A 17,297-nucleotide genomic window follows, 5' to 3' on the forward strand; every position below is an offset into this window, starting at 1 on the left:
GCCCTTGCGCACTGCCTGTAAAGTCATAAGAACGTAAAGAAATACTCAGGGTGCGCCGGGAAGTCTGGTCGGCAATGAGCTTTGCCATGCCGTCCAACCGCCCCGGAGGTGCCTCACGTGGCCGCGCCCAGCCCCACCGACCACCAGAGCCGCAAGCTGCTCGGCCGGCTCTCACTGCCCGAGCGCCGCTTCGTCGCCGACGCCCTGCGGACCGAGACCGTCGGCGGTGTGCTCCTCCTGGTGGCGGCCATCACCGCACTCGTCTGGGCCAACGTCCCCCCGATCGCGGGCGCCTACGACAGCGTGCGGTCCTTCCACATCGGCCCCGGCTCCCTCGGCCTGGACCTCTCCCTCCAGCACTGGGCGGCTGACGGCCTGCTTGCCGTCTTCTTCTTCGTCGCCGGCATCGAGCTCAAGCGCGAACTCGTCGCGGGCGACCTGCGCGACCCCAAGGCCGCCGCCCTCCCAGTGATCGCCGCCCTCAGCGGCATGGCGATGCCCGCACTGGTCTACGTACTGGTCAACCTGCTCGGTGACGGCTCGACGGACGGCTGGGCGGTCCCCACCGCCACCGATATCGCCTTCGCGCTCGCGGTCCTCGCGGTCATCGGCACCTCGCTGCCCTCGGCCCTGCGCGCGTTCCTGCTGACGCTCGCGGTCGTGGACGACCTCTTCGCCATCCTGATCATCGCGGTGTTCTTCACCAGCGACATCAACTTCCCGGCGCTCGGCGGCGCCGTCGCGGGCCTGGCGCTGTTCTGGTTCCTGCTCCGCATCGGCGTCCGCGGCTGGTACGTGTACATCCCGCTCGCGCTGGTGATCTGGGGCCTGATGTACAACAGCGGGGTCCACGCCACCATCGCCGGTGTCGCGATGGGCCTGATGCTGCGCTGCACCCGTCGGGAGGGGGAGGACACCTCACCGGGTGAGCACGTCGAACACCTCGTACGGCCCCTCTCAGCGGCCCTGGCCGTCCCCCTCTTCGCCCTGTTCGCGGCCGGAGTCTCCCTCTCCGACAAGGCGATAGCCCAGGTCTTCACCCGGCCGGAGACCCTCGGCGTGGTGCTCGGCCTGGTCGTCGGCAAGACGGTGGGCATCTTCGGCGGCACCTGGCTGGCCGCCCGCTTCACCAAGGCCGAACTGAACGAGGACCTCGCCTGGCCGGACGTCCTCGCGGTCGCCTCGCTCGCCGGCATCGGTTTCACGGTGTCCCTGCTCATCGGGGAACTCGCCTTCGCGGGCGACGAGACGCTCACCGATGAGGTCAAGGCCGCCGTCCTGATCGGCTCGTTCACAGCCGCGATCGTCGCGGGCGTACTGCTCAAGCTCCGCGACCGCAAGTACAGGGTGCTGACGGAGGCCGAGGACCGCGACGAGGACCGCGACGGCATCCCGGACATCTACGAGCTCGACAACCCCGAATACCACCTGCGCATGGCCCGCATCCACGAGGAAAAAGCGGCGGAACACCGCCGCCTCGCGGCAGCGGCCGCGGCGCTCGCGGGAAACGAAGCGGCGGCCGGGTCCAGCACAGAGCGCGACCGTCCGGCATGATCTGAACTGACGGAGGACAGCCGTCGACGACGGACGACGTAGGGAGAGAGCGATGAGCGCGCTGGACCAAGGGGTGGAAGGAGCCGAGCGCACACTCGGCCAGCTGGTCGCCTCGGCGACCGCCGAGATGTCCGCCCTGGTGCACGACGAGATCGCCCTCGCGAAGGCGGAGCTGCGCCAGGACGTCAAGCGCGCGGGCATCGGCGGCGCCGCGATTTCCATCTCAGGGGTGTTCGCACTGTTCTCGCTGCCGGTGCTGAGCTTCGCCGCGGCGTACGGGATCCACAACCTCGGGCTGGGGCTCGCCTGGTCCTTCCTCATCGTCGGCGGAGCGTTCCTGCTGCTCGCCGGGGTGCTGTCGCTGCTGGCCGTCTCGAAGTTCAAGAAGGTCAAGCCCCCGGAGAAGTCCATCGCCTCCATGAAGCAGACGGCGGCGGTCGTCGGGACCGTCAAGCCGCACCCGCGCCCGGTCAGTGACAAGGCTGTGGGTGTGGCACGCTCGTCCTCATGACAGCGCCCTCGCCGGCTTCCGGCACCCCGCCCACGGCCGCCTCGGCGGTACGGATCGACATCCCCGGCGGGAAGGTGACGCACCGGGACGTCGCCGCCAACGGCGCGCGGTTCCACGTGGCCGAGCTCGGTGACGGGCCGTTGGTGCTGCTGCTGCACGGCTTCCCGCAGTTCTGGTGGACCTGGCGGCACCAGCTGACCGCCCTCGCCGACGCCGGTTACCGCGCCGTCGCGATGGACCTGCGCGGGGTGGGCGGCAGCGACCGCACTCCGCGCGGCTACGACCCGGCGAACCTGGCGCTCGACATCACCGGAGTCATCCGCTCCCTCGGCGAGCCGGACGCCGCCCTCGTCGGGCACGACCTGGGCGGTTACCTCGCCTGGACGGCTGCCGTGATGCGGCCGAAGCTGGTCCGCCGACTGGTGGTCTCCTCGATGCCGCACCCGCGGCGCTGGCGCGCGGCGATGCTCGCGGACTTCGGTCAGACCCGGGCGAGTTCGCACATCTGGGGGTTCCAGCGGCCGTTCGTCCCCGAACGGCAGCTCGTCGCCGACGACGGGGCGCTCGTGGGCCGGCTGATCCGGGAGTGGTCCGGTCCGGTGCCGCCCGAGGACGCCGATGTCGAGGCGTACCGGCGCGCGATGTGCATCCCGTCCACCGCGCACTGCTCGATCGAGCCGTACCGCTGGATGATGCGCTCGATGGCCCGGCCCGACGGGCTCCAGTTCAACCGGCGCATGAAGCGGCCGGTGCGGGTGCCGACGCTGCACCTGCACGGCTCGCTCGATCCGGTGATGCGCACGCGAAGCGCGGCCGGTTCCGGGCAGTACGTCGAAGCCCCGTACCGCTGGCGGCTGTTCGACGGCTTGGGGCACTTCCCGCACGAGGAGGACCCCGCGGCGTTCTCGGCGGAGCTGGTGAACTGGCTCAAGGACCCCGAACCGGACCGCTGAACCGGCCGGAACGCTGAAGCGGGCGGACCGCCGAACCGGCCGGGACGCTGAACCGGCCGGGACGGCTGTCGGCGGATGACTCGACCGACGCCCCATGCGCTTGTATGACGGTCGTTCAATTGCCCGGCGCATAGGCCAATTGGCCGCCCTGTACGGGATTACCGACCTTGGGGCCCGGGCACAGCTCGGAGTATGGGCTGGACGCACGACTACGGTGACACCGCACACGAACGCCGCTCGGCCGCCGCGCCGGGCACCCACGAGAGGGAAGGCCGCGACGGCCACGACCCTCGACTCGGGATTCCGCGCATCCTGCGCCGCCGGGCCCGCTGGGTATCGGCCCGGCTGCGCCATCCGCGGATGTAGAGCGCCTCTGGGGACACCGGCCCGGGCCGCGGCTCAGAGCGCGCAGCCCTGGCTGTCCACCCGCCGGTCGGCGGTCTTCCCGCTCCGGACGTCCTCGCGGATCTCGTCCGCCGTCAGGGCGTAGCCGGTTTCGGGGTCGTCCAGGGACTTGGCGAAGACGACCCCGTACACCTTGCCGTCGGGCGTCAGCAGCGGACCGCCGGAGTTGCCCTGGCGGACCGTCGCGAACAGGGAGTACACGTCCCGTCGCACGGTGCCGCGGTGGTAGATGTCCGGACCGTTGGCGTTGATCCTGCCGCGCACACGCGCCGAACGGATGTCGTATGCACCGTTCTCCGGGAAGCCGGCCACGATCGCATCGCTGCCGCTCACCGCGTCCTTCTCGGTGAACTCCAGCGCGGGCGCCTTCAGCTTGGGCACGTCGAGAACGGCGATGTCACGCTCCCAGTCGTAGAGCACCACCTTGCCGTCGTAGAGCTTGCCCTCGCCGCCCACCTGCACGGTCGGCTCGGAGACCCCGCCCACGACGTGCGCGTTGGTCATCACCTTGCCGGGCGCGAACACGAAGCCCGTGCCCTCCAGCACCTTGCTGCAACTGGGGGCGGTGCCCACGACCTTCACGATCGAGCGCTTGGCGAGTTGGGCGACGTTGCTGCGGGCGAGCGCCGGATCGGGCGCCCGCACCTCGGTGATCGGCTCGTTGGAGAACGGGCTGAACACCTGGGGGAAGCCGTTCTGCGCCAGGGTCGAACTGAAATCCGAGAACCAGGTGTTCGCCTGCGCCGGCACCACCCGAGACACGCCGAGCAGCACCTTGGAGTTGCGGACCTCCTTGCCCAGGGTGGGCAGCGAGGTCCCGGCGAGCGCGGAACCGATCAGCCAGGCCACCAGCAGCATCGCGACGACGTTCACCAGCGCCCCGCCCGTCGCGTCGACGGCGCGGGCCGGGGACCAGGTGATGTGGCGTCTGAGCCTGCTGCCCAGATGAGTGGTGAGGGCCTGGCCGATCGAGGCGCAGATGATGATCACGACGACGGCGATCACCACGACGGTGGTGGACACCTGGGTGCCGTTGTCCGTGACCCGGTCCCAGATCAAAGGCAGCAGGGACACGGCGATGAGACCACCGCCCAGGAAGCCGATCACCGACAGGATGCCGACGACGAAGCCCTGGCGGTAGCCGACGATCGCGAACCACACGGCGGCGACCAACAACAGGATGTCCAGCACGTTCACGTGGGCCACCGTCTCATGCGCGCCAGTCGATCGTGACCTCACGTGAGCGGTCCCACTCCCGCTCCCACCCCGCGAAGTGCAGCAACCGGTCGATCACCCCGGCGGTGAAACCCCAGACCAGAGCCGATTCGACGGTGAAAGCGGGGCCCAGATGGCCGCTCGGATGAACGGCTGTCACACGGTGCGCCGGATCCGCGAGATCCGCCACCGGCACCGTGAAGACCCGGGCCGTCTCCGCCGGGTCCACGGCGCCGACCGGGGTGGGGACCCGCCACCACCCGAGCACCGGGGTCACGACGAACTCGCTGACCGGGATGTAGAGGCGGGGCAGCGCCCCGAAGAGCTGGACCCCGGCGGGATCGAGGCCGGTCTCCTCCTGCGCCTCCCGCAGGGCGGCGCGCAGCGGGCCCGTGGTGTGCGGGTCCCCGTCCTCGGGGTCGAGGGCGCCGCCCGGGAAGGAGGGCTGGCCCGCATGGGAGCGAAGGCTCCCCGCGCGTTCCTGGAGCAGCAGCTCCGGGCCGCGGGGCCCCTCGCCGAAGAGGATCAGCACGGCGGACTGCCGGCCCCGCCCGTCCTCGGGGGGCAGGAACCGGCTCAGCTGGTGGGGCCGTACGGTGCGCGCGGCCTCGACCACTGGGCCCAGCCAGGCGGGAAGCCCCCGGGTGCTCAGGGTCACTCCGCCGCGGGGGCCGACGTACGACTCATCGCCCGGGGCCTCCGGCGCGCCCACCGGCGCGCCCGTCACGCTCTCGTCCCTCGTACCCCGCGTCATAGGCACCCCTGCTCCCTGGATCCGTGTCCACCCCGGCGACGGCGACACCCGCTCAACGCGGCCCGGTGCCGGTTTCGTTCCTGCGCGAGCCGCCTCGCGGCGCCGCGTTCCGTGCTCAAGGCGCCGGGGCGCCCAGCGGTGGTGCGGGCAGGCCGGGATAGTCCGCCGGCGGGCTCAGCCGCTGGCCGGGCTGGCCGCCCTTCTCGTACTTGAGCAGCTTCCGCGCCTTCTCCGGATCGGTCTCGCCCTCCCCGTACGACGGGCAGAGCGGGGCGATCGGGCAGGCGCCGCAAGCGGGCTTGCGGGCGTGGCAGATCCGGCGGCCGTGGAAGACGACGCGGTGCGAGAGCATCGTCCACTCGCTTTTGGGGAAGATCGCGCAGATCTCCTCCTCGACCTTCTCCGGGTCCTCCTGCTCGGTCCACTTGAAGCGGCGCACCAGTCGGCCGAAGTGGGTGTCGACGGTGATCCCGGGGACGCCGAAGGCGTTGCCGAGGACCACGTTGGCGGTCTTGCGACCCACACCGGGCAGGGTCACCAGGTCTTCTATCCGGCCCGGCACCTCTCCGCCGAACTTCTCGCACAGGGCCTGCGAGAGGCCGAGGAGGGAACGCGACTTGGCCCGGAAGAACCCGGTCGGCCGGATCAGCTCCTCCAGATCCTCCGGGGCGGCCGCGGCCATGGCCTCGGGGGTGGGGTAGGCGGCGAACAGGGCCGGGGTCGTCTGGTTCACGCGCAGGTCGGTGGTCTGCGCGGAGAGGACGGTGGCGACCAGGAGCTCGAACGGGTTGCGGAAGTCCAGTTCCGGATGGGCGTACGGGTACACCTCGGCCAGTTCCCGGTTGATCCGGCGGGCCCTGCGGATCATCGCGAGACGGGATTCCGGCTTCGGCTGCTTGGCGGCCCGCCCGGGCGCCTGCTTCACGGCCCGCGCGTCTGCCTGCTTCGCGGCCCGCCCGGATGCTTGTTTCTTGGTCGAACTTTTGCCCTGAGGACTCGGAGGAACCTCCGATGGGGACGTTCCGGGGGCTTGTTCGCCCACGGCTGAATTCTGGGCCGCCGTCACTCCCGCGGACCCCATGGCCTGTGCTCTCACCGGCTTCTTGGACACCCGGCCAGCCTAAGGCCGGCCGCCGACAGTCGCCCGGACCTCAGGTAACACCACCCTGATGAGGCTCCGGCCACCCAGCACACCCGTCCGTCCGGCATCCTTGTGATTGATCGCACTGTTTCAGCCGTCCGGCAAAATGGGGAGCGGTCCCCTTGAGCTGGTCGACATAGGAGAGAGACTCGTGGACGACGTTCTGCGGCGCGCCCCGCTGTTCGCGGCGCTCGATGACGAGCAGGCCGCGGAGCTCCGCGCCTCCATGGGCGAGGTGACCCTCGCACGCGGTGACGCCCTGTTCCACGAGGGCGACCCCGGTGACCGGCTGTACGTCGTCACCGAGGGCAAGGTCAAGCTGCACCGCACCTCCCCCGACGGCCGCGAGAACATGCTGGCCGTCCTCGGTCCCGGCGAGCTGATCGGCGAGCTGTCGCTGTTCGACCCGGGCCCGCGCACCGCCACCGCCACCGCCCTGACCGAGGTCAAGCTGCTGGGCCTCGGCCACGGCGACCTCCAGCCGTGGCTGAACGCCAGGCCCGAGGTCGCGACGGCGCTGCTGCGCGCGGTGGCCCGCCGCCTACGCAAGACCAACGACCAGATGTCCGACCTGGTCTTCTCCGACGTTCCGGGCCGTGTGGCCCGGGCCCTCCTGGACCTGTCGCGCCGCTTCGGCGTGCAGTCGGAGGAGGGCATCCACGTCGTGCACGACCTCACGCAGGAGGAGCTGGCGCAGCTCGTCGGCGCCTCCCGCGAGACGGTGAACAAGGCGCTGGCCGACTTCGCCGGGCGCGGCTGGCTGCGGCTGGAGGCGCGTGCGGTGATCCTGCTGGACGTGGAGCGGCTGGCGAAGCGCTCGCGCTGACGCGGGGCCACGCCACGGGCTTGTAGCGGAAGGGTCCCGCCCCACGGGGGCGGGACCCTTCCGCGTCCGCGGGGGCCGGTGGGTATGGGCGCGCCCGGCCGGTGGGCGCCTGCCCAGCCGGTGAGCTTCGCCTCGCCGGTCGGCGCCTGCCCGGTGGTTCAAGCCTCGCCGGTAGGCGCGCCCGGCCGGTGGGCGCCTGCCCAGGCGGCGGGCTTCGCCTCGCGGGACGGCGCCTGCCCAGCCGGCTGCCGCCTCGCCGGTCGGCATCTGCCCCGATCGGTGAACTAGCGCCCCGCAGCGAAGCGCCCGGTCCGTGGGCTCCTGCCCGGCGGTGAGCCAGCCCTGCCGGTCGGTGCCTGCCCGGTCGGTGGGCTTGCGCCTCGCGGTGGACGCGCCCGGCTCGTGGGCGCCTGCCCAGGCGGTGAGCGCACCCGCTGCCGTGGGTGCCTCCGGGCGGTGAGCTTGTGTCAGCCGGTCCGATGCCCGACCAGCAGACCTGCGCCTCGCCGGTCGGGGCCTGCCCATGTGGTGGGGGCGGCTAGGGGGTGAGGGTTTCGACCGCCTGCTTGGCTTCCAGGAGGCCGGAGCCGGTCAGGCGGCGGTGGGCGCGGATGGCCTCGACGGTGCGGCCGTCGCGGGCCAGCGCCCGTACCTCGTCCATCCCCGCCGGTTCCGGCTCCTCGATGCCGAAGTGGTCCAGCACCAGCCCCAGGCGCCGCTCCAGACCGTCCGCCCGGCGTTCCAGGGCCTTCATCCGGAGGGTCACCGTCGAGGTGACCCACGCCGTCGTGGCGATCAGCGCGAGCAGAAGGAACAGTACGGTCATTCGGGCCCCCCGGGGATCAGTCCGTGATCTTGAAGGTACTCCAGCTGGGCCCGGACAGACCATTCCGCAATCGGCCAGAGTGACCGGTCCACATCGGCGTAGACGTAGGCCACGACCGCCTCAGGGGTGAGGAAACCGTTCTCCACGGCGGTCTCCACCTGGGCCAGCCGATGGGCACGGTGGGCCAGGTAGAACTCGACGGCCCCCTGCGCGTCGTCCAGGACCGGCCCGTGGCCCGGAAGCACCGTGTGGACCCCGTCATCGACCGTGAGGGACCGCAGGCGGCGCAGGGAGTCCAGGTAGTCGCCGAGCCGCCCGTCGGGGTGCGCGACGACGGTCGTACCGCGCCCGAGGATCGTGTCACCGGTCAGGACGGCCCGGTCGGCGGGCAGGTGGAAGGAGAGCGAGTCGGAGGTGTGGCCGGGCGTGGCCACCACCCGCAGCTCCAGGCCGCCCACCCGGATGCCCTGCCCCGCCGACAGGCCCTCGTCGCCCAGGCGCAACGCCGGGTCGAGGGCGCGGACCTTGGTCCCCGTGAGCTCGGCGAAGCGGCCGGCGCCCTCCGCGTGGTCGGGGTGGCCGTGCGTGAGCAGGGTCAGGGCGACCCGCTTGCCGGCCTCCTCGGCGGTACGGATGACCGCCCGCAGGTGCCCCTCGTCCTGCGGACCCGGGTCGATGACGACGGCCAGGTCGGAGTCCGGCTCCGAGAGGAGCCAGGTGTTGGTGCCGTCCAGGGTCATCGCGGAGGCGTTGGGGGCCAGGACGTTGACCGCGCGGGCGGTGGCGGGCCCTGAGGAGACCACTCCGCGGGGCTGGCCGGGAAGGGCGGCGGCGTCGGTCATGCGGTGGCACCTCCGGGGCGTCCGAGGCGGACGCGCTTGGTGAACTCATCGTGCCCCGGCCAGCTGAGCACCACATCCCCGCCCTCCAGGGCGGCCTGCGCGAGGACCGGGGTCAGGTCCTGGCCCGTGGCGCAGGCCAGGGCGTGGGCGGCGCTCCCGTACGGCTCCAGGGACCGCAGCGTGGAGATGGTGGGCGGCATCATCAGCAGCTCGCCCTTGTCGTAGCCGGCGGCCGCCTCTGCGGGGCGGATCCACACCGTCCGGTCGGCTTCGGTGGAGGCGTTGCGGGTGCGCTGCCCTTCGGGGAGGGCGGCGACGAAGAACCAGGTGTCGTAGCGGCGGGGCTCGAACGCCGGGGTGATCCAGCGGGCCCAGGCGCCGAGCAGGTCCGAGCGCAGCAGGAGGCCGCGGCGGTCGAGGAACTCGGCGAACGACAGCTCGCGCGCTACGAGGGCCAGCCGGTCGGCCTCCCAGTCGTCGCCGGTGGTGTCGCCGACGACGGTGTCGGGGGCTTCGCCGGCGAGCAGGACGCCGGCTTCCTCGAAGGTCTCGCGGACGGCTCCGCAGACGATGGCCTGGGCGGTACGGGGGTCCGTACCGAGCCGGTCCGACCAGTCCTCCAGGCTCGGTCCCGCCCAGCCGATGCGGTGGTCCTCGTCGCGGGGGTCGACTCCGCCGCCGGGGTAGGCGTAGGCGCCCCCGGCGAAGGCCATGGAGGTGCGGCGGCGCAGCATGTGCACGGCGGGGCCGGCGTCGGTGTCCCGCAGCAGCATCACGGTGGCGGCGCGTCTGGGTTCGACAGGGGTGAGCGTGCCGTCCGCGAGCGCGCGGATGCGGTCGGGCCACTCCGGCGGGTACCACTGGCCCCCGGCGGGCGTGGCTCCGTTCGGGTGCGGCTGCTGCTGTCCCTGCTCACCGTTGGGCATGGCGGGATGCTACGGCCATCCGCCCCGATGTTCGAGGCCCACCCCGGTCGGCCCCGGCCCACCGGCCCCGCACGCGCACCGGCCCGCAGGCCGGGCCCGAGCACCGAGCGGAACCCGGGGGCCGGACCCGGGACCGGTGCGGGACACCCCGCAGGGGCCGAACCCCGGTGGCGGGGCCCGGGCGCAAGGGCCGGCGGGCCGACGTCCGGGACGCAGCCCCCGGGGCCCACAGCCGGGGCCGGGTCCCGGTGCCGGGGCTGGGGAGAAGGCCGCATGCCCCTGACGCCTGCTCGCGGCCGGAGCCCTCCCGGGCTTCTGCGGCCGGAAGCCTGGACGGGCCGAACCCGCGGCCGGTCGGGCCGGAGTGCTCGGAGCCTCCGGCCCGCAGACCCGGGCCGGAGGCTGGGGTAGGGGCCGGGGGCCGCAGCGGGCCGGGAGCGGCGAGGGGCTGGAGCGGGCCAAGGCTGGCGCACCCAGGGCGCTCCCGACCGCCGGCCCCGGCCGAAGCCGAGCCACGGGCCGACTCAGGGCCAGAGCCGCCAGGGGCCGGGAGCCGGAGCGGCCGAAGGCCGGGGCACGGACCGAGTCCGGGGCAGAGCGACCAGAGGCCGAATCAGCGCCGGAGCGCCACAGGGGCCGGGGGCTGCAGCGGACCGGAGCGGCGGAAGGCCCGACCGGGCAGGACCGGAGCGGCATACGGACCGCAGGCTCCGGCCGAAACCGAGCCACGGGCCGACTCAGGGCCAGAGCGGCCAGGGGCCGGGAGCCGGAGCGGCCAAAGGCCGAACCCAGGACGGACCGGCCACGAGCGCGAGCGGCAAAGGACCGACCGGCCGGAGCTGGAGAAGGCGAAGGCCGGGGCACGGACCGAGTCCGGGGCAGAGCGACCAGAGGCGGCGCGGGCCCGGGCGGCCGGAGGCCGGGAGTCTCGGCGGCCGGGGCCGCTACAGGCTCGGGGGCCGCCGAGGGCCCGGGAGTCTCAGCGGCCGGGGCCGCTACAAGCCCGGGGCCCGCCAAGGGCCCGGGGTCCGCGCGGGCCGGGGCCCGCCGAGGGCCCGGGGTCCGCATGGGGCTCCGGGCCCGATCGGGCGCTTGCGGGGGGGGGTCAGGCGTCCGGGGTGAGTTCGACCTGGATCTCGACCTCGACCGGGGCGTCCAGCGGGAGCACCGCGACGCCGACCGCGCTGCGGGCGTGGACGCCCTTGTCGCCGAGCACCTCGCCCAGCAGCTCGCTGGCACCGTTCAGCACGCCCGGCTGCCCGGTGAAGTCCGGGGCCGAGGCCACGAAGCCGACGACCTTCACGACACGCGCGATCTTGTCCAGGTCACCGATCAGCGACTTGACGGCCGCCAGGGCGTTCAGCGCGCAGGTCGCCGCCAGCTCCTTGGCCTGCTCCGCCGACACCTCCGCGCCGACCTTGCCGGTGACCGGCAGGCTGCCCTTGACCATCGGGAGCTGGCCGGCCGTGTACACGTACACGCCCGACCGCACGGCCGGCTGGTACGTCGCCAGCGGCGGCACGACCTCCGGCAGGGTCAGGCCGAGCTCGGCCAGCCTCGCATCGACCGTCCCGCTCATGCGGCCTTCTCCCGCTTCATGTAGGCCACGAGCTGCTCGGGGTTGTTCGGCCCGGGCACGACCTGGACGAGCTCCCAGCCGTCCTCGCCCCAGGTGTCCAGGATCTGCTTGGTGGCGTGGACCAGCAGCGGGACCGTCGCGTATTCGAACTTCTTGGTCATGGGAGCGAGGGTAGTGCCTGTGGCCCGGGCCCCCTGCCCGGCCTCGTGCGCGACCGGAAGAGCGGCCCGGAAAGCCGCCCGAAAGCCGCCCGGAAAGCGGCCCGGATGGCGCCCCCGACCGCACCCGATCGCGGCCCGCAACACGAACCGTCCGGGCGACTCGTTAGGCTCGGTCGCTGTGAGCAGGCTCCAGGTGGTCAGCGGCAAGGGCGGCACCGGCAAGACCACGGTCGCCGCCGCACTCGCGCTCGCCCTCGCACGCGAGGGCAGACGGACTCTGTTGGTGGAGGTTGAGGGCAGGCAGGGCATCGCACAGCTCTTCGGGGCGGAGGCGCTCCCGTACGAGGAGCGGAAGATCGCCGTCGCGCCGGCCGGCGGCGGCGAGGTGTACGCGCTGGCGATCGACGCCGAACGGGCGCTGCTGGACTACCTCCAGATGTTCTACAAGCTGGGCTCCGCCGGCCGCGCCCTCAAGAAGCTCGGCGCGATCGACTTCGCGACGACCATCGCGCCCGGCCTGCGCGACGTCCTGCTGACGGGCAAGGCCTGCGAGGCGGTGCGGCGCAAGGACAAGGCCGGGCGGTACGTCTACGACCACGTGATCATGGACGCCCCGCCGACCGGGCGGATCACCCGCTTCCTGAACGTCAACGACGAGGTGGCGGGCCTGGCCCGGTTCGGGCCGATCCACAATCAGGCGCAGGCCGTCATGAAGGTGCTCAAGTCCCCGGAGACGGCCGTCCACCTGGTCACCCTGCTGGAGGAGATGCCCGTCCAGGAGACGGCGGACGGGATCGCCGAATTGCAGGCGGCGGGGCTGCCCGTGGGCCGGGTCGTCGTCAACATGGTCCGCCCGCACCATCTGGACGAGGAGGCCCTGGGCTCCGCGGCCGGCGAGCGGCGCGCCGATGTGGCCAAGGCCCTGTCCCGCGCGGGGCTGGGCGGCTCGCGCCGTGGCGGCCTGGCCGAGCGGCTGGTGGATCCGCTGCTGGCGCAGGCCGCGGAACACACGGGCCGGGTGAAGCTCGAGCGGGAGCAACGGTCGGTATTGGAGGGGCTGGACGTGCCGACGTACGAACTCCCCTTGCTCGGCACGGGCATGGACCTGGCCGGGCTGTACGAGCTGGCGACGGAGCTGCGCAAGCAGGCGGTCGACGAATGAGCGGGCCGGAGACGAGCGAGAAGCTGGTGGGCGACGAGATGGGCCTGGACACTCCGCCCGTGCTGGCGGTCGACACGCTGCTGGACGACCCGAAGACCCGGATCATCGTGTGCTGCGGCTCGGGTGGCGTCGGCAAGACCACCACCGCGGCCGCGCTCGGCGTACGGGCGGCGGAGCGCGGCCGGAAGGTGGTCGTGCTGACCATCGACCCGGCGCGCCGGCTGGCCCAGTCGATGGGGATCGCCTCGCTGGGCAACACGCCGAGCAAGGTCGCGGGCGTGTCGGGGCACGGCGGCGAACTGCACGCCATGATGCTCGACATGAAGCGCACCTTCGACGAGATCGTCGAGGCGCACGCGGAGGGCGAACGGGCCCGGGCCATCCTGGCCAACCCCTTCTACCAGTCCCTGTCGGCCGGTTTCGCGGGCACGCAGGAGTACATGGCGATGGAGAAGCTGGGCCAGCTGCGGGCGCGGGACGACTGGGACCTGATCGTGGTCGACACGCCGCCGAGCCGGTCCGCGCTCGACTTCCTCGACGCGCCGAAGCGCCTGGGGTCCTTCCTGGACGGGAAGTTCATCCGGGTGCTGATGGCTCCGGCGAAGGTCGGCGGGCGGGCCGGGATGAAGTTCCTCAACGTCGGCATGTCGCTGATGACCGGCACGCTGAGCAAGCTGATGGGCGCCTCGCTGCTGAGGGACGTACAGACCTTCGTGGCCGCAATGGACACCATGTTCGGCGGCTTCCGCACCCGTGCGGACGCGACCTTCCGGCTGCTCCAGGCCCCCGGTACGGCGTTCCTCGTGGTCGCCGCGCCCGAGCCGGACGCCCTGCGCGAGGCGGCGTACTTCGTGGAGCGGCTGGCGGCGGAACGGATGCCGCTGGCCGGTCTGGTACTGAACCGGGTCCACGGCAGTGACGCCCGACAGCTGTCCGCGGAGCGGGCGTTGGCCGCCGCGGAGAATCTTGAGGACGCCGGCATTGTCGATCAGGAGTCCGGGAAAGCTGGACTTCGTGACTCGGACGCGGACACCGGCACCACCGACACCGGCACTCCCGACACCGGCACCACCGACACCGGCTCCCCCGGCGCCGACATGAGCGACGCCGACGTGGACGAGATCACCGTGGGGCTGCTGCGCCTGCACGCCGAGCGGATGCAGGTGATCGCGCGCGAACAGCGCACGCGTGACCGCTTCACCTCGCTGCACCCTGAGGTGGCGGTGGCCGAAGTGGCCGCCCTGCCCGGCGATGTGCACGACCTCGCCGGGCTACGGGCCATCGGAGAGCGGCTCGCGACCGGGGTTCCGGCCGGAGCGTAAGCGTTCGTACGAAGGCGGGCGCGGGTGGTTGACCCGGCTGGCGCGTGCGTCGCGGGCGGTCGGTTTACCCGGCTGCCGCGTACGTCTCGTACGGAACGTCGATCTCCGCGTCGACATCCATGGTGAGGATGCCCGTGCTGCGCTCGTACTCCGTGCGGGCGGTTTCGAGCAGCCGTCGCCACGAGGTGACGGTGGGACGCCGGCGCAGCAACGCGCGACGCTCCCGCTCGGTCATTCCGCCCCATACTCCGAACTCGACACGGTTGTCGAGCGCGTCGGCCAGGCACTCGGTCCGCACCGGACACCCGGTGCACACCGCCTTGGCCCTGTTCTGTGCCGCTCCTTGAACGAACAGTTCATCCGGATCGGTAGTGCGGCAGGCTGCCTGCGCACTCCAGTCGGTAACCCAGCCCATCCCGGCGCCGTCCTCTCCCGAATCGAGGCTCCCCCACGGCGGTAGCGGCATATTCACCGCTGCCAGTTGAGGACGTTACGGAAGGCGAGCACAGCGCAACACCCCCGACGGGCCCAATCTTGAATGGTCCGAACGGACTATGGGTAAGCGGCAGATCACCCGACGGAGTGATCGGACGACATGCCCGGCCATTCCGGCGATTCGGGTGAAATCGGAGAATCACCCTCGGGTGCCGTCCGAGTGAACGGCGGGATTCGGACATCAGTCCACCGCATTCGGCAAGGGTGAAAATCAAGCCGAGGGGTTGATGTCGCGCCGCGCTGCTGTGACAGTTGGGGCCAGCTTAGGCCAAGGCATTCGCGCGTGTCCGGCGAATGAGAACGTAGGCTGCCCTCCATGGGAAAGAAGCGCTCGGGCGGCGGGCTCACGGGGCCACAACAGGCCGCCAAGTTCCTCGGGGTGTCGGTTCTCTCCGGAGTCGTGCTGGCCGGCATCGCGATCCCGGGCGCAGGCGCCCTGGGCCTCGCGGCCAAGGGGACGGTCGAGGGATTCGACGAGATCCCGGCCAATCTCAAGACACCTCCGTTGAGCCAGCGCACCACGATCCTGGACGCGGAGGGTGGCTTGATCGCCACCGTCTATTCGCGCGACCGGCAGGTCGTGCCGCTGACGGCCATCTCCCCGTACATGCAGAAGGCGATCGTCGCCATCGAGGACTCGCGTTTCTACGAACACGGCGCGGTCGACCTCAAGGGCATCCTGCGCGCGGTCAACCGCAACGCGCAGGAAGGCGGAGCGGCGCAGGGCGCGTCCACGCTCACGCAGCAGTACGTGAAGAACGTCTTCGTCGAGGAAGCCGGTGACGACGAATCGAAGGTGCGCGAGGCGCAGGAGAAGAGCCTCGGGCGAAAGATCCGCGAGCTGAAGTACTCGATCCAGGTCGAGGAGGAACTCGGGAAGAAGAAGATCCTCGAGAACTACCTCAACATCACCTACTTCGGGCAGCAGGCCTACGGAATCGAATCGGCCTCCCAGCGCTACTTCAGCAAGCCGGCCAAGGACCTGACGCTGGACGAGTCCGCGCTGCTGGCCGGCGTGGTGCAGTCGCCGACCCGCTACGACCCTGTCAACGACGCGCAGGAGGCGATGAAGCGCCGCAACGTCGTCCTCCAGCGGATGGCCGACATGAAGGACATCTCTCAGGCGGAAGCCGACGAGGCGAAGGAGAAGCCGGTCACGCTCAAGGTGACCCGGCCCAAGAACGGCTGCATCACCGCCGTGAAGGGCGCCGGTTTCTTCTGTGACTACGTGCGCAACACGTTCCTGACCGACCCGGTGTTCGGCAAGACGCGCGAGGAGCGCGCCAAGCTCTGGAACCAGGGCGGCCTGACGGTCCGTACGACGCTCGACCCGCAGTCGCAGGAATCGGTCAACGACTCCATCAAGGACCACGTCCACCAGGACGACAAGGTCGCGACGGCGGTCACCCTCGTGCAGCCCGGCACCGGCCGGGTGCTCGGCATGGGCCAGTCCAGGCCGTACGGCTTCGGCAAGAACGAGACGCAGATCAACTACTCCGTCGACAAGCGGATGGGCGGCTCGAACTTCGGCTTCCCGACCGGCTCGACCTTCAAGCCGTTCGTCGCGGCCGCGGCCATCGAGCAGGGCGTCCCGGCGACCAAGGTGTACGCCTCCCCGCACGACATGGAGTACCCGAGCGGCGTGCAGACCTGCGGCGACAAGCTGTGGGTCAACGACAGCAAGCCCAAGGACCGGGTGGAGAACGAGTCCGAGTCCGAGGTCGGGCCGTACGGGATGAGGGAGGCGATGGCCAAGTCGGTCAACACCTACTTCGTCGAGATGATCAGCGACATGGGGCTGTGCCCGGTCACCGAGATGACCACGAAGCTCGGTGTCATCCCGGCCGACGGCGCCAAGCTGCCGGAGGTCCCGGCCATCGCGCTCGGCACCGAGGGCATGTCCCCGCTGACCATGGCCAACGCCTACGCCACCTTCGCCAACCGGGGTGTGCGCTGCACGCCGATCGCCATAGAGTCGATCACCGACGCGCACGGCAAGGCGCTGGCCGTCCCGAAGTCGCAGTGCGAGCGGGTGATGTCGGAGAAGACGGCCGACACCATCAACACCCTGCTGCTGGGCGTCGTCGACTCCGGTACCGGTGCGCAGGCCGGTCTCACCGACCGGCAGAGCGCGGGCAAGACGGGTACCACCGAGAACCGCTACAACGCCTGGTTCGTCGGGTACACCCCGAACATGGCCGGCGCGACGTGGGTGGGCTCCGCGGGCCTCAAGCAGGTGTCGATGGAGAACATCACCATCGGCGGCGAGTTCTACGACAAGGTCTACGGTGGCGGGCTGCCCGGCCCGATCTGGAAGCAGGCGGTGACCGGCGCGCTGGCGGGCCGGGAGAACATGCCCTTCGCGACGGTGTTCGTCGGGGACGCCGCCACCCCGTCCGGCGGCGCCCGCGGCAACCGGCCGCCGGCCCAGCCGGGCAACCCCACCCCGGCCAAGCCGGGCAAGCCCGGCAAGCCCGGCAAGCCCGGGCGGGACGGCAAGCCGGGTGACGGCGATCCGGGCGGGGCGACGATCGCCGGACCCACCGGCGGCGGCGTACCCGTCGATCCCTTCCCCGGGATCCCCCTCCCGCCGGGCACGATCGGCGGCGACGTCCAGTAGTCCGT

The 17,297-nt window shown here is 71.7% G+C and carries 17 protein-coding genes; 8 read left to right on the forward strand and 9 right to left on the reverse strand.

Features of this window, described 5'->3' with window-relative positions; translation table 11 throughout:
• The first annotated feature begins 117 nt into the window (after positions 1-117).
• From nhaA to IE207_RS22145, 4 genes are all read left to right on the forward strand, one after another.
• Entirely contained in the window at positions 118-1,554 is a 1,437-nt protein-coding gene (nhaA, locus tag IE207_RS22130; RefSeq protein ID WP_190186018.1) for a Na+/H+ antiporter NhaA, read from the forward strand.
• 52 nt (positions 1,555-1,606) lie between these two features.
• Positions 1,607-2,065: a phage holin family protein gene (locus IE207_RS22135; protein WP_190186019.1), complete on the forward strand. Its 459-nt coding sequence runs from the start codon at positions 1,607-1,609 to the stop codon at positions 2,063-2,065.
• Positions 2,062-3,018 carry an alpha/beta fold hydrolase gene (locus IE207_RS22140; protein WP_190186020.1) on the forward strand — a complete coding sequence of 319 codons (957 nt, stop codon included), beginning with the start codon at positions 2,062-2,064 and terminating at the stop codon, positions 3,016-3,018. The genes IE207_RS22135 and IE207_RS22140 overlap by 4 nt, the downstream gene beginning before the upstream one ends.
• A 192-nt stretch (positions 3,019-3,210) precedes the next feature.
• Positions 3,211-3,384, forward strand: coding sequence for a hypothetical protein (locus IE207_RS22145; RefSeq protein ID WP_190186021.1), 174 nt, complete (start codon positions 3,211-3,213; stop codon positions 3,382-3,384).
• A 33-nt stretch (positions 3,385-3,417) separates the two neighbouring features.
• Here IE207_RS22145 and IE207_RS22150 read toward each other — a convergent pair whose 3' ends face one another.
• The 3 genes from IE207_RS22150 to nth all read right to left on the reverse strand — a co-directional run bounded on the left by IE207_RS22150 (position 3,418) and on the right by nth (position 6,473).
• On the reverse strand, positions 3,418-4,620 hold the full coding sequence (locus IE207_RS22150; protein ID WP_190186022.1) for a MarP family serine protease: 1,203 nt from the start codon (positions 4,618-4,620) through the stop codon (positions 3,418-3,420).
• A gap of 13 nt (positions 4,621-4,633) precedes the next feature.
• Positions 4,634-5,392, reverse strand: coding sequence for an NUDIX hydrolase (locus IE207_RS22155; RefSeq protein ID WP_190186023.1), 759 nt, complete (start codon positions 5,390-5,392; stop codon positions 4,634-4,636).
• A 115-nt stretch (positions 5,393-5,507) separates the two neighbouring features.
• Positions 5,508-6,473, reverse strand: coding sequence for an endonuclease III (gene nth, locus IE207_RS22160; RefSeq protein ID WP_229873897.1), 966 nt, complete (start codon positions 6,471-6,473; stop codon positions 5,508-5,510).
• Positions 6,474-6,684: 211 nt separating this feature from the next.
• Here nth and IE207_RS22165 point away from each other — a divergent pair, with 211 nt between their 5' ends.
• Entirely contained in the window at positions 6,685-7,359 is a 675-nt protein-coding gene (locus tag IE207_RS22165) for a Crp/Fnr family transcriptional regulator (protein WP_003981529.1), read from the forward strand.
• Between the two features lie 538 nt (positions 7,360-7,897).
• On the opposite strand, the gene IE207_RS22170 is transcribed toward IE207_RS22165, so the two are convergent.
• From IE207_RS22170 to sp36, 5 genes are all read right to left on the reverse strand, one after another.
• Positions 7,898-8,185, reverse strand: a complete 288-nt coding sequence (locus IE207_RS22170; protein WP_190186024.1) for a hypothetical protein — start codon at positions 8,183-8,185, stop codon at positions 7,898-7,900.
• On the reverse strand, positions 8,182-9,027 hold the full coding sequence (locus tag IE207_RS22175; protein ID WP_190186025.1) for an MBL fold metallo-hydrolase: 846 nt from the start codon (positions 9,025-9,027) through the stop codon (positions 8,182-8,184). The genes IE207_RS22170 and IE207_RS22175 overlap by 4 nt, the downstream gene beginning before the upstream one ends.
• Positions 9,024-9,953 carry an NUDIX hydrolase gene (locus IE207_RS22180; protein ID WP_190186026.1) on the reverse strand — a complete coding sequence of 310 codons (930 nt, stop codon included), beginning with the start codon at positions 9,951-9,953 and terminating at the stop codon, positions 9,024-9,026. The genes IE207_RS22175 and IE207_RS22180 overlap by 4 nt, the downstream gene beginning before the upstream one ends.
• A gap of 1,105 nt (positions 9,954-11,058) precedes the next feature.
• Positions 11,059-11,532 (reverse strand): RidA family protein, encoded by a 474-nt coding sequence (locus IE207_RS22185; RefSeq protein WP_190186027.1) that lies wholly within the window; start codon positions 11,530-11,532, stop codon positions 11,059-11,061.
• Positions 11,529-11,693, reverse strand: a complete 165-nt coding sequence (gene sp36, locus IE207_RS22190) for a Sp36 family protein (RefSeq protein WP_136216794.1) — start codon at positions 11,691-11,693, stop codon at positions 11,529-11,531. Before sp36 ends, IE207_RS22185 begins: the two co-directional genes overlap by 4 nt.
• 178 nt (positions 11,694-11,871) lie before the next feature.
• Between sp36 and bagA the strand changes: the two genes are divergently transcribed.
• On the forward strand, positions 11,872-12,855 hold the full coding sequence (gene bagA / locus IE207_RS22195; RefSeq protein ID WP_190186028.1) for an ATPase BagA: 984 nt from the start codon (positions 11,872-11,874) through the stop codon (positions 12,853-12,855).
• Complete coding sequence (gene bagB / locus IE207_RS22200) at positions 12,852-14,177, forward strand: ATPase BagB (protein WP_373304746.1); 1,326 nt, start codon at positions 12,852-12,854, stop codon at positions 14,175-14,177. The genes bagA and bagB overlap by 4 nt, the downstream gene beginning before the upstream one ends.
• A 64-nt stretch (positions 14,178-14,241) precedes the next feature.
• Here the strand turns inward: bagB and IE207_RS22205 are convergent, their stop codons facing one another.
• Positions 14,242-14,592: a WhiB family transcriptional regulator gene (locus IE207_RS22205; RefSeq protein WP_053676911.1), complete on the reverse strand. Its 351-nt coding sequence runs from the start codon at positions 14,590-14,592 to the stop codon at positions 14,242-14,244.
• 396 nt (positions 14,593-14,988) lie between these two features.
• Here IE207_RS22205 and IE207_RS22210 point away from each other — a divergent pair, with 396 nt between their 5' ends.
• The gene (locus tag IE207_RS22210) at positions 14,989-17,292 is read left to right on the forward strand and encodes a transglycosylase domain-containing protein (RefSeq protein WP_190186029.1); all 2,304 of its coding nucleotides are present in this window, start codon (positions 14,989-14,991) and stop codon (positions 17,290-17,292) included.
• The last annotated feature ends 5 nt before the right edge of the window (positions 17,293-17,297 follow it).

This window comes from Streptomyces cirratus, from assembly GCF_014650775.1.
Lineage (GTDB): Bacteria > Actinomycetota > Actinomycetes > Streptomycetales > Streptomycetaceae > Streptomyces > Streptomyces cirratus.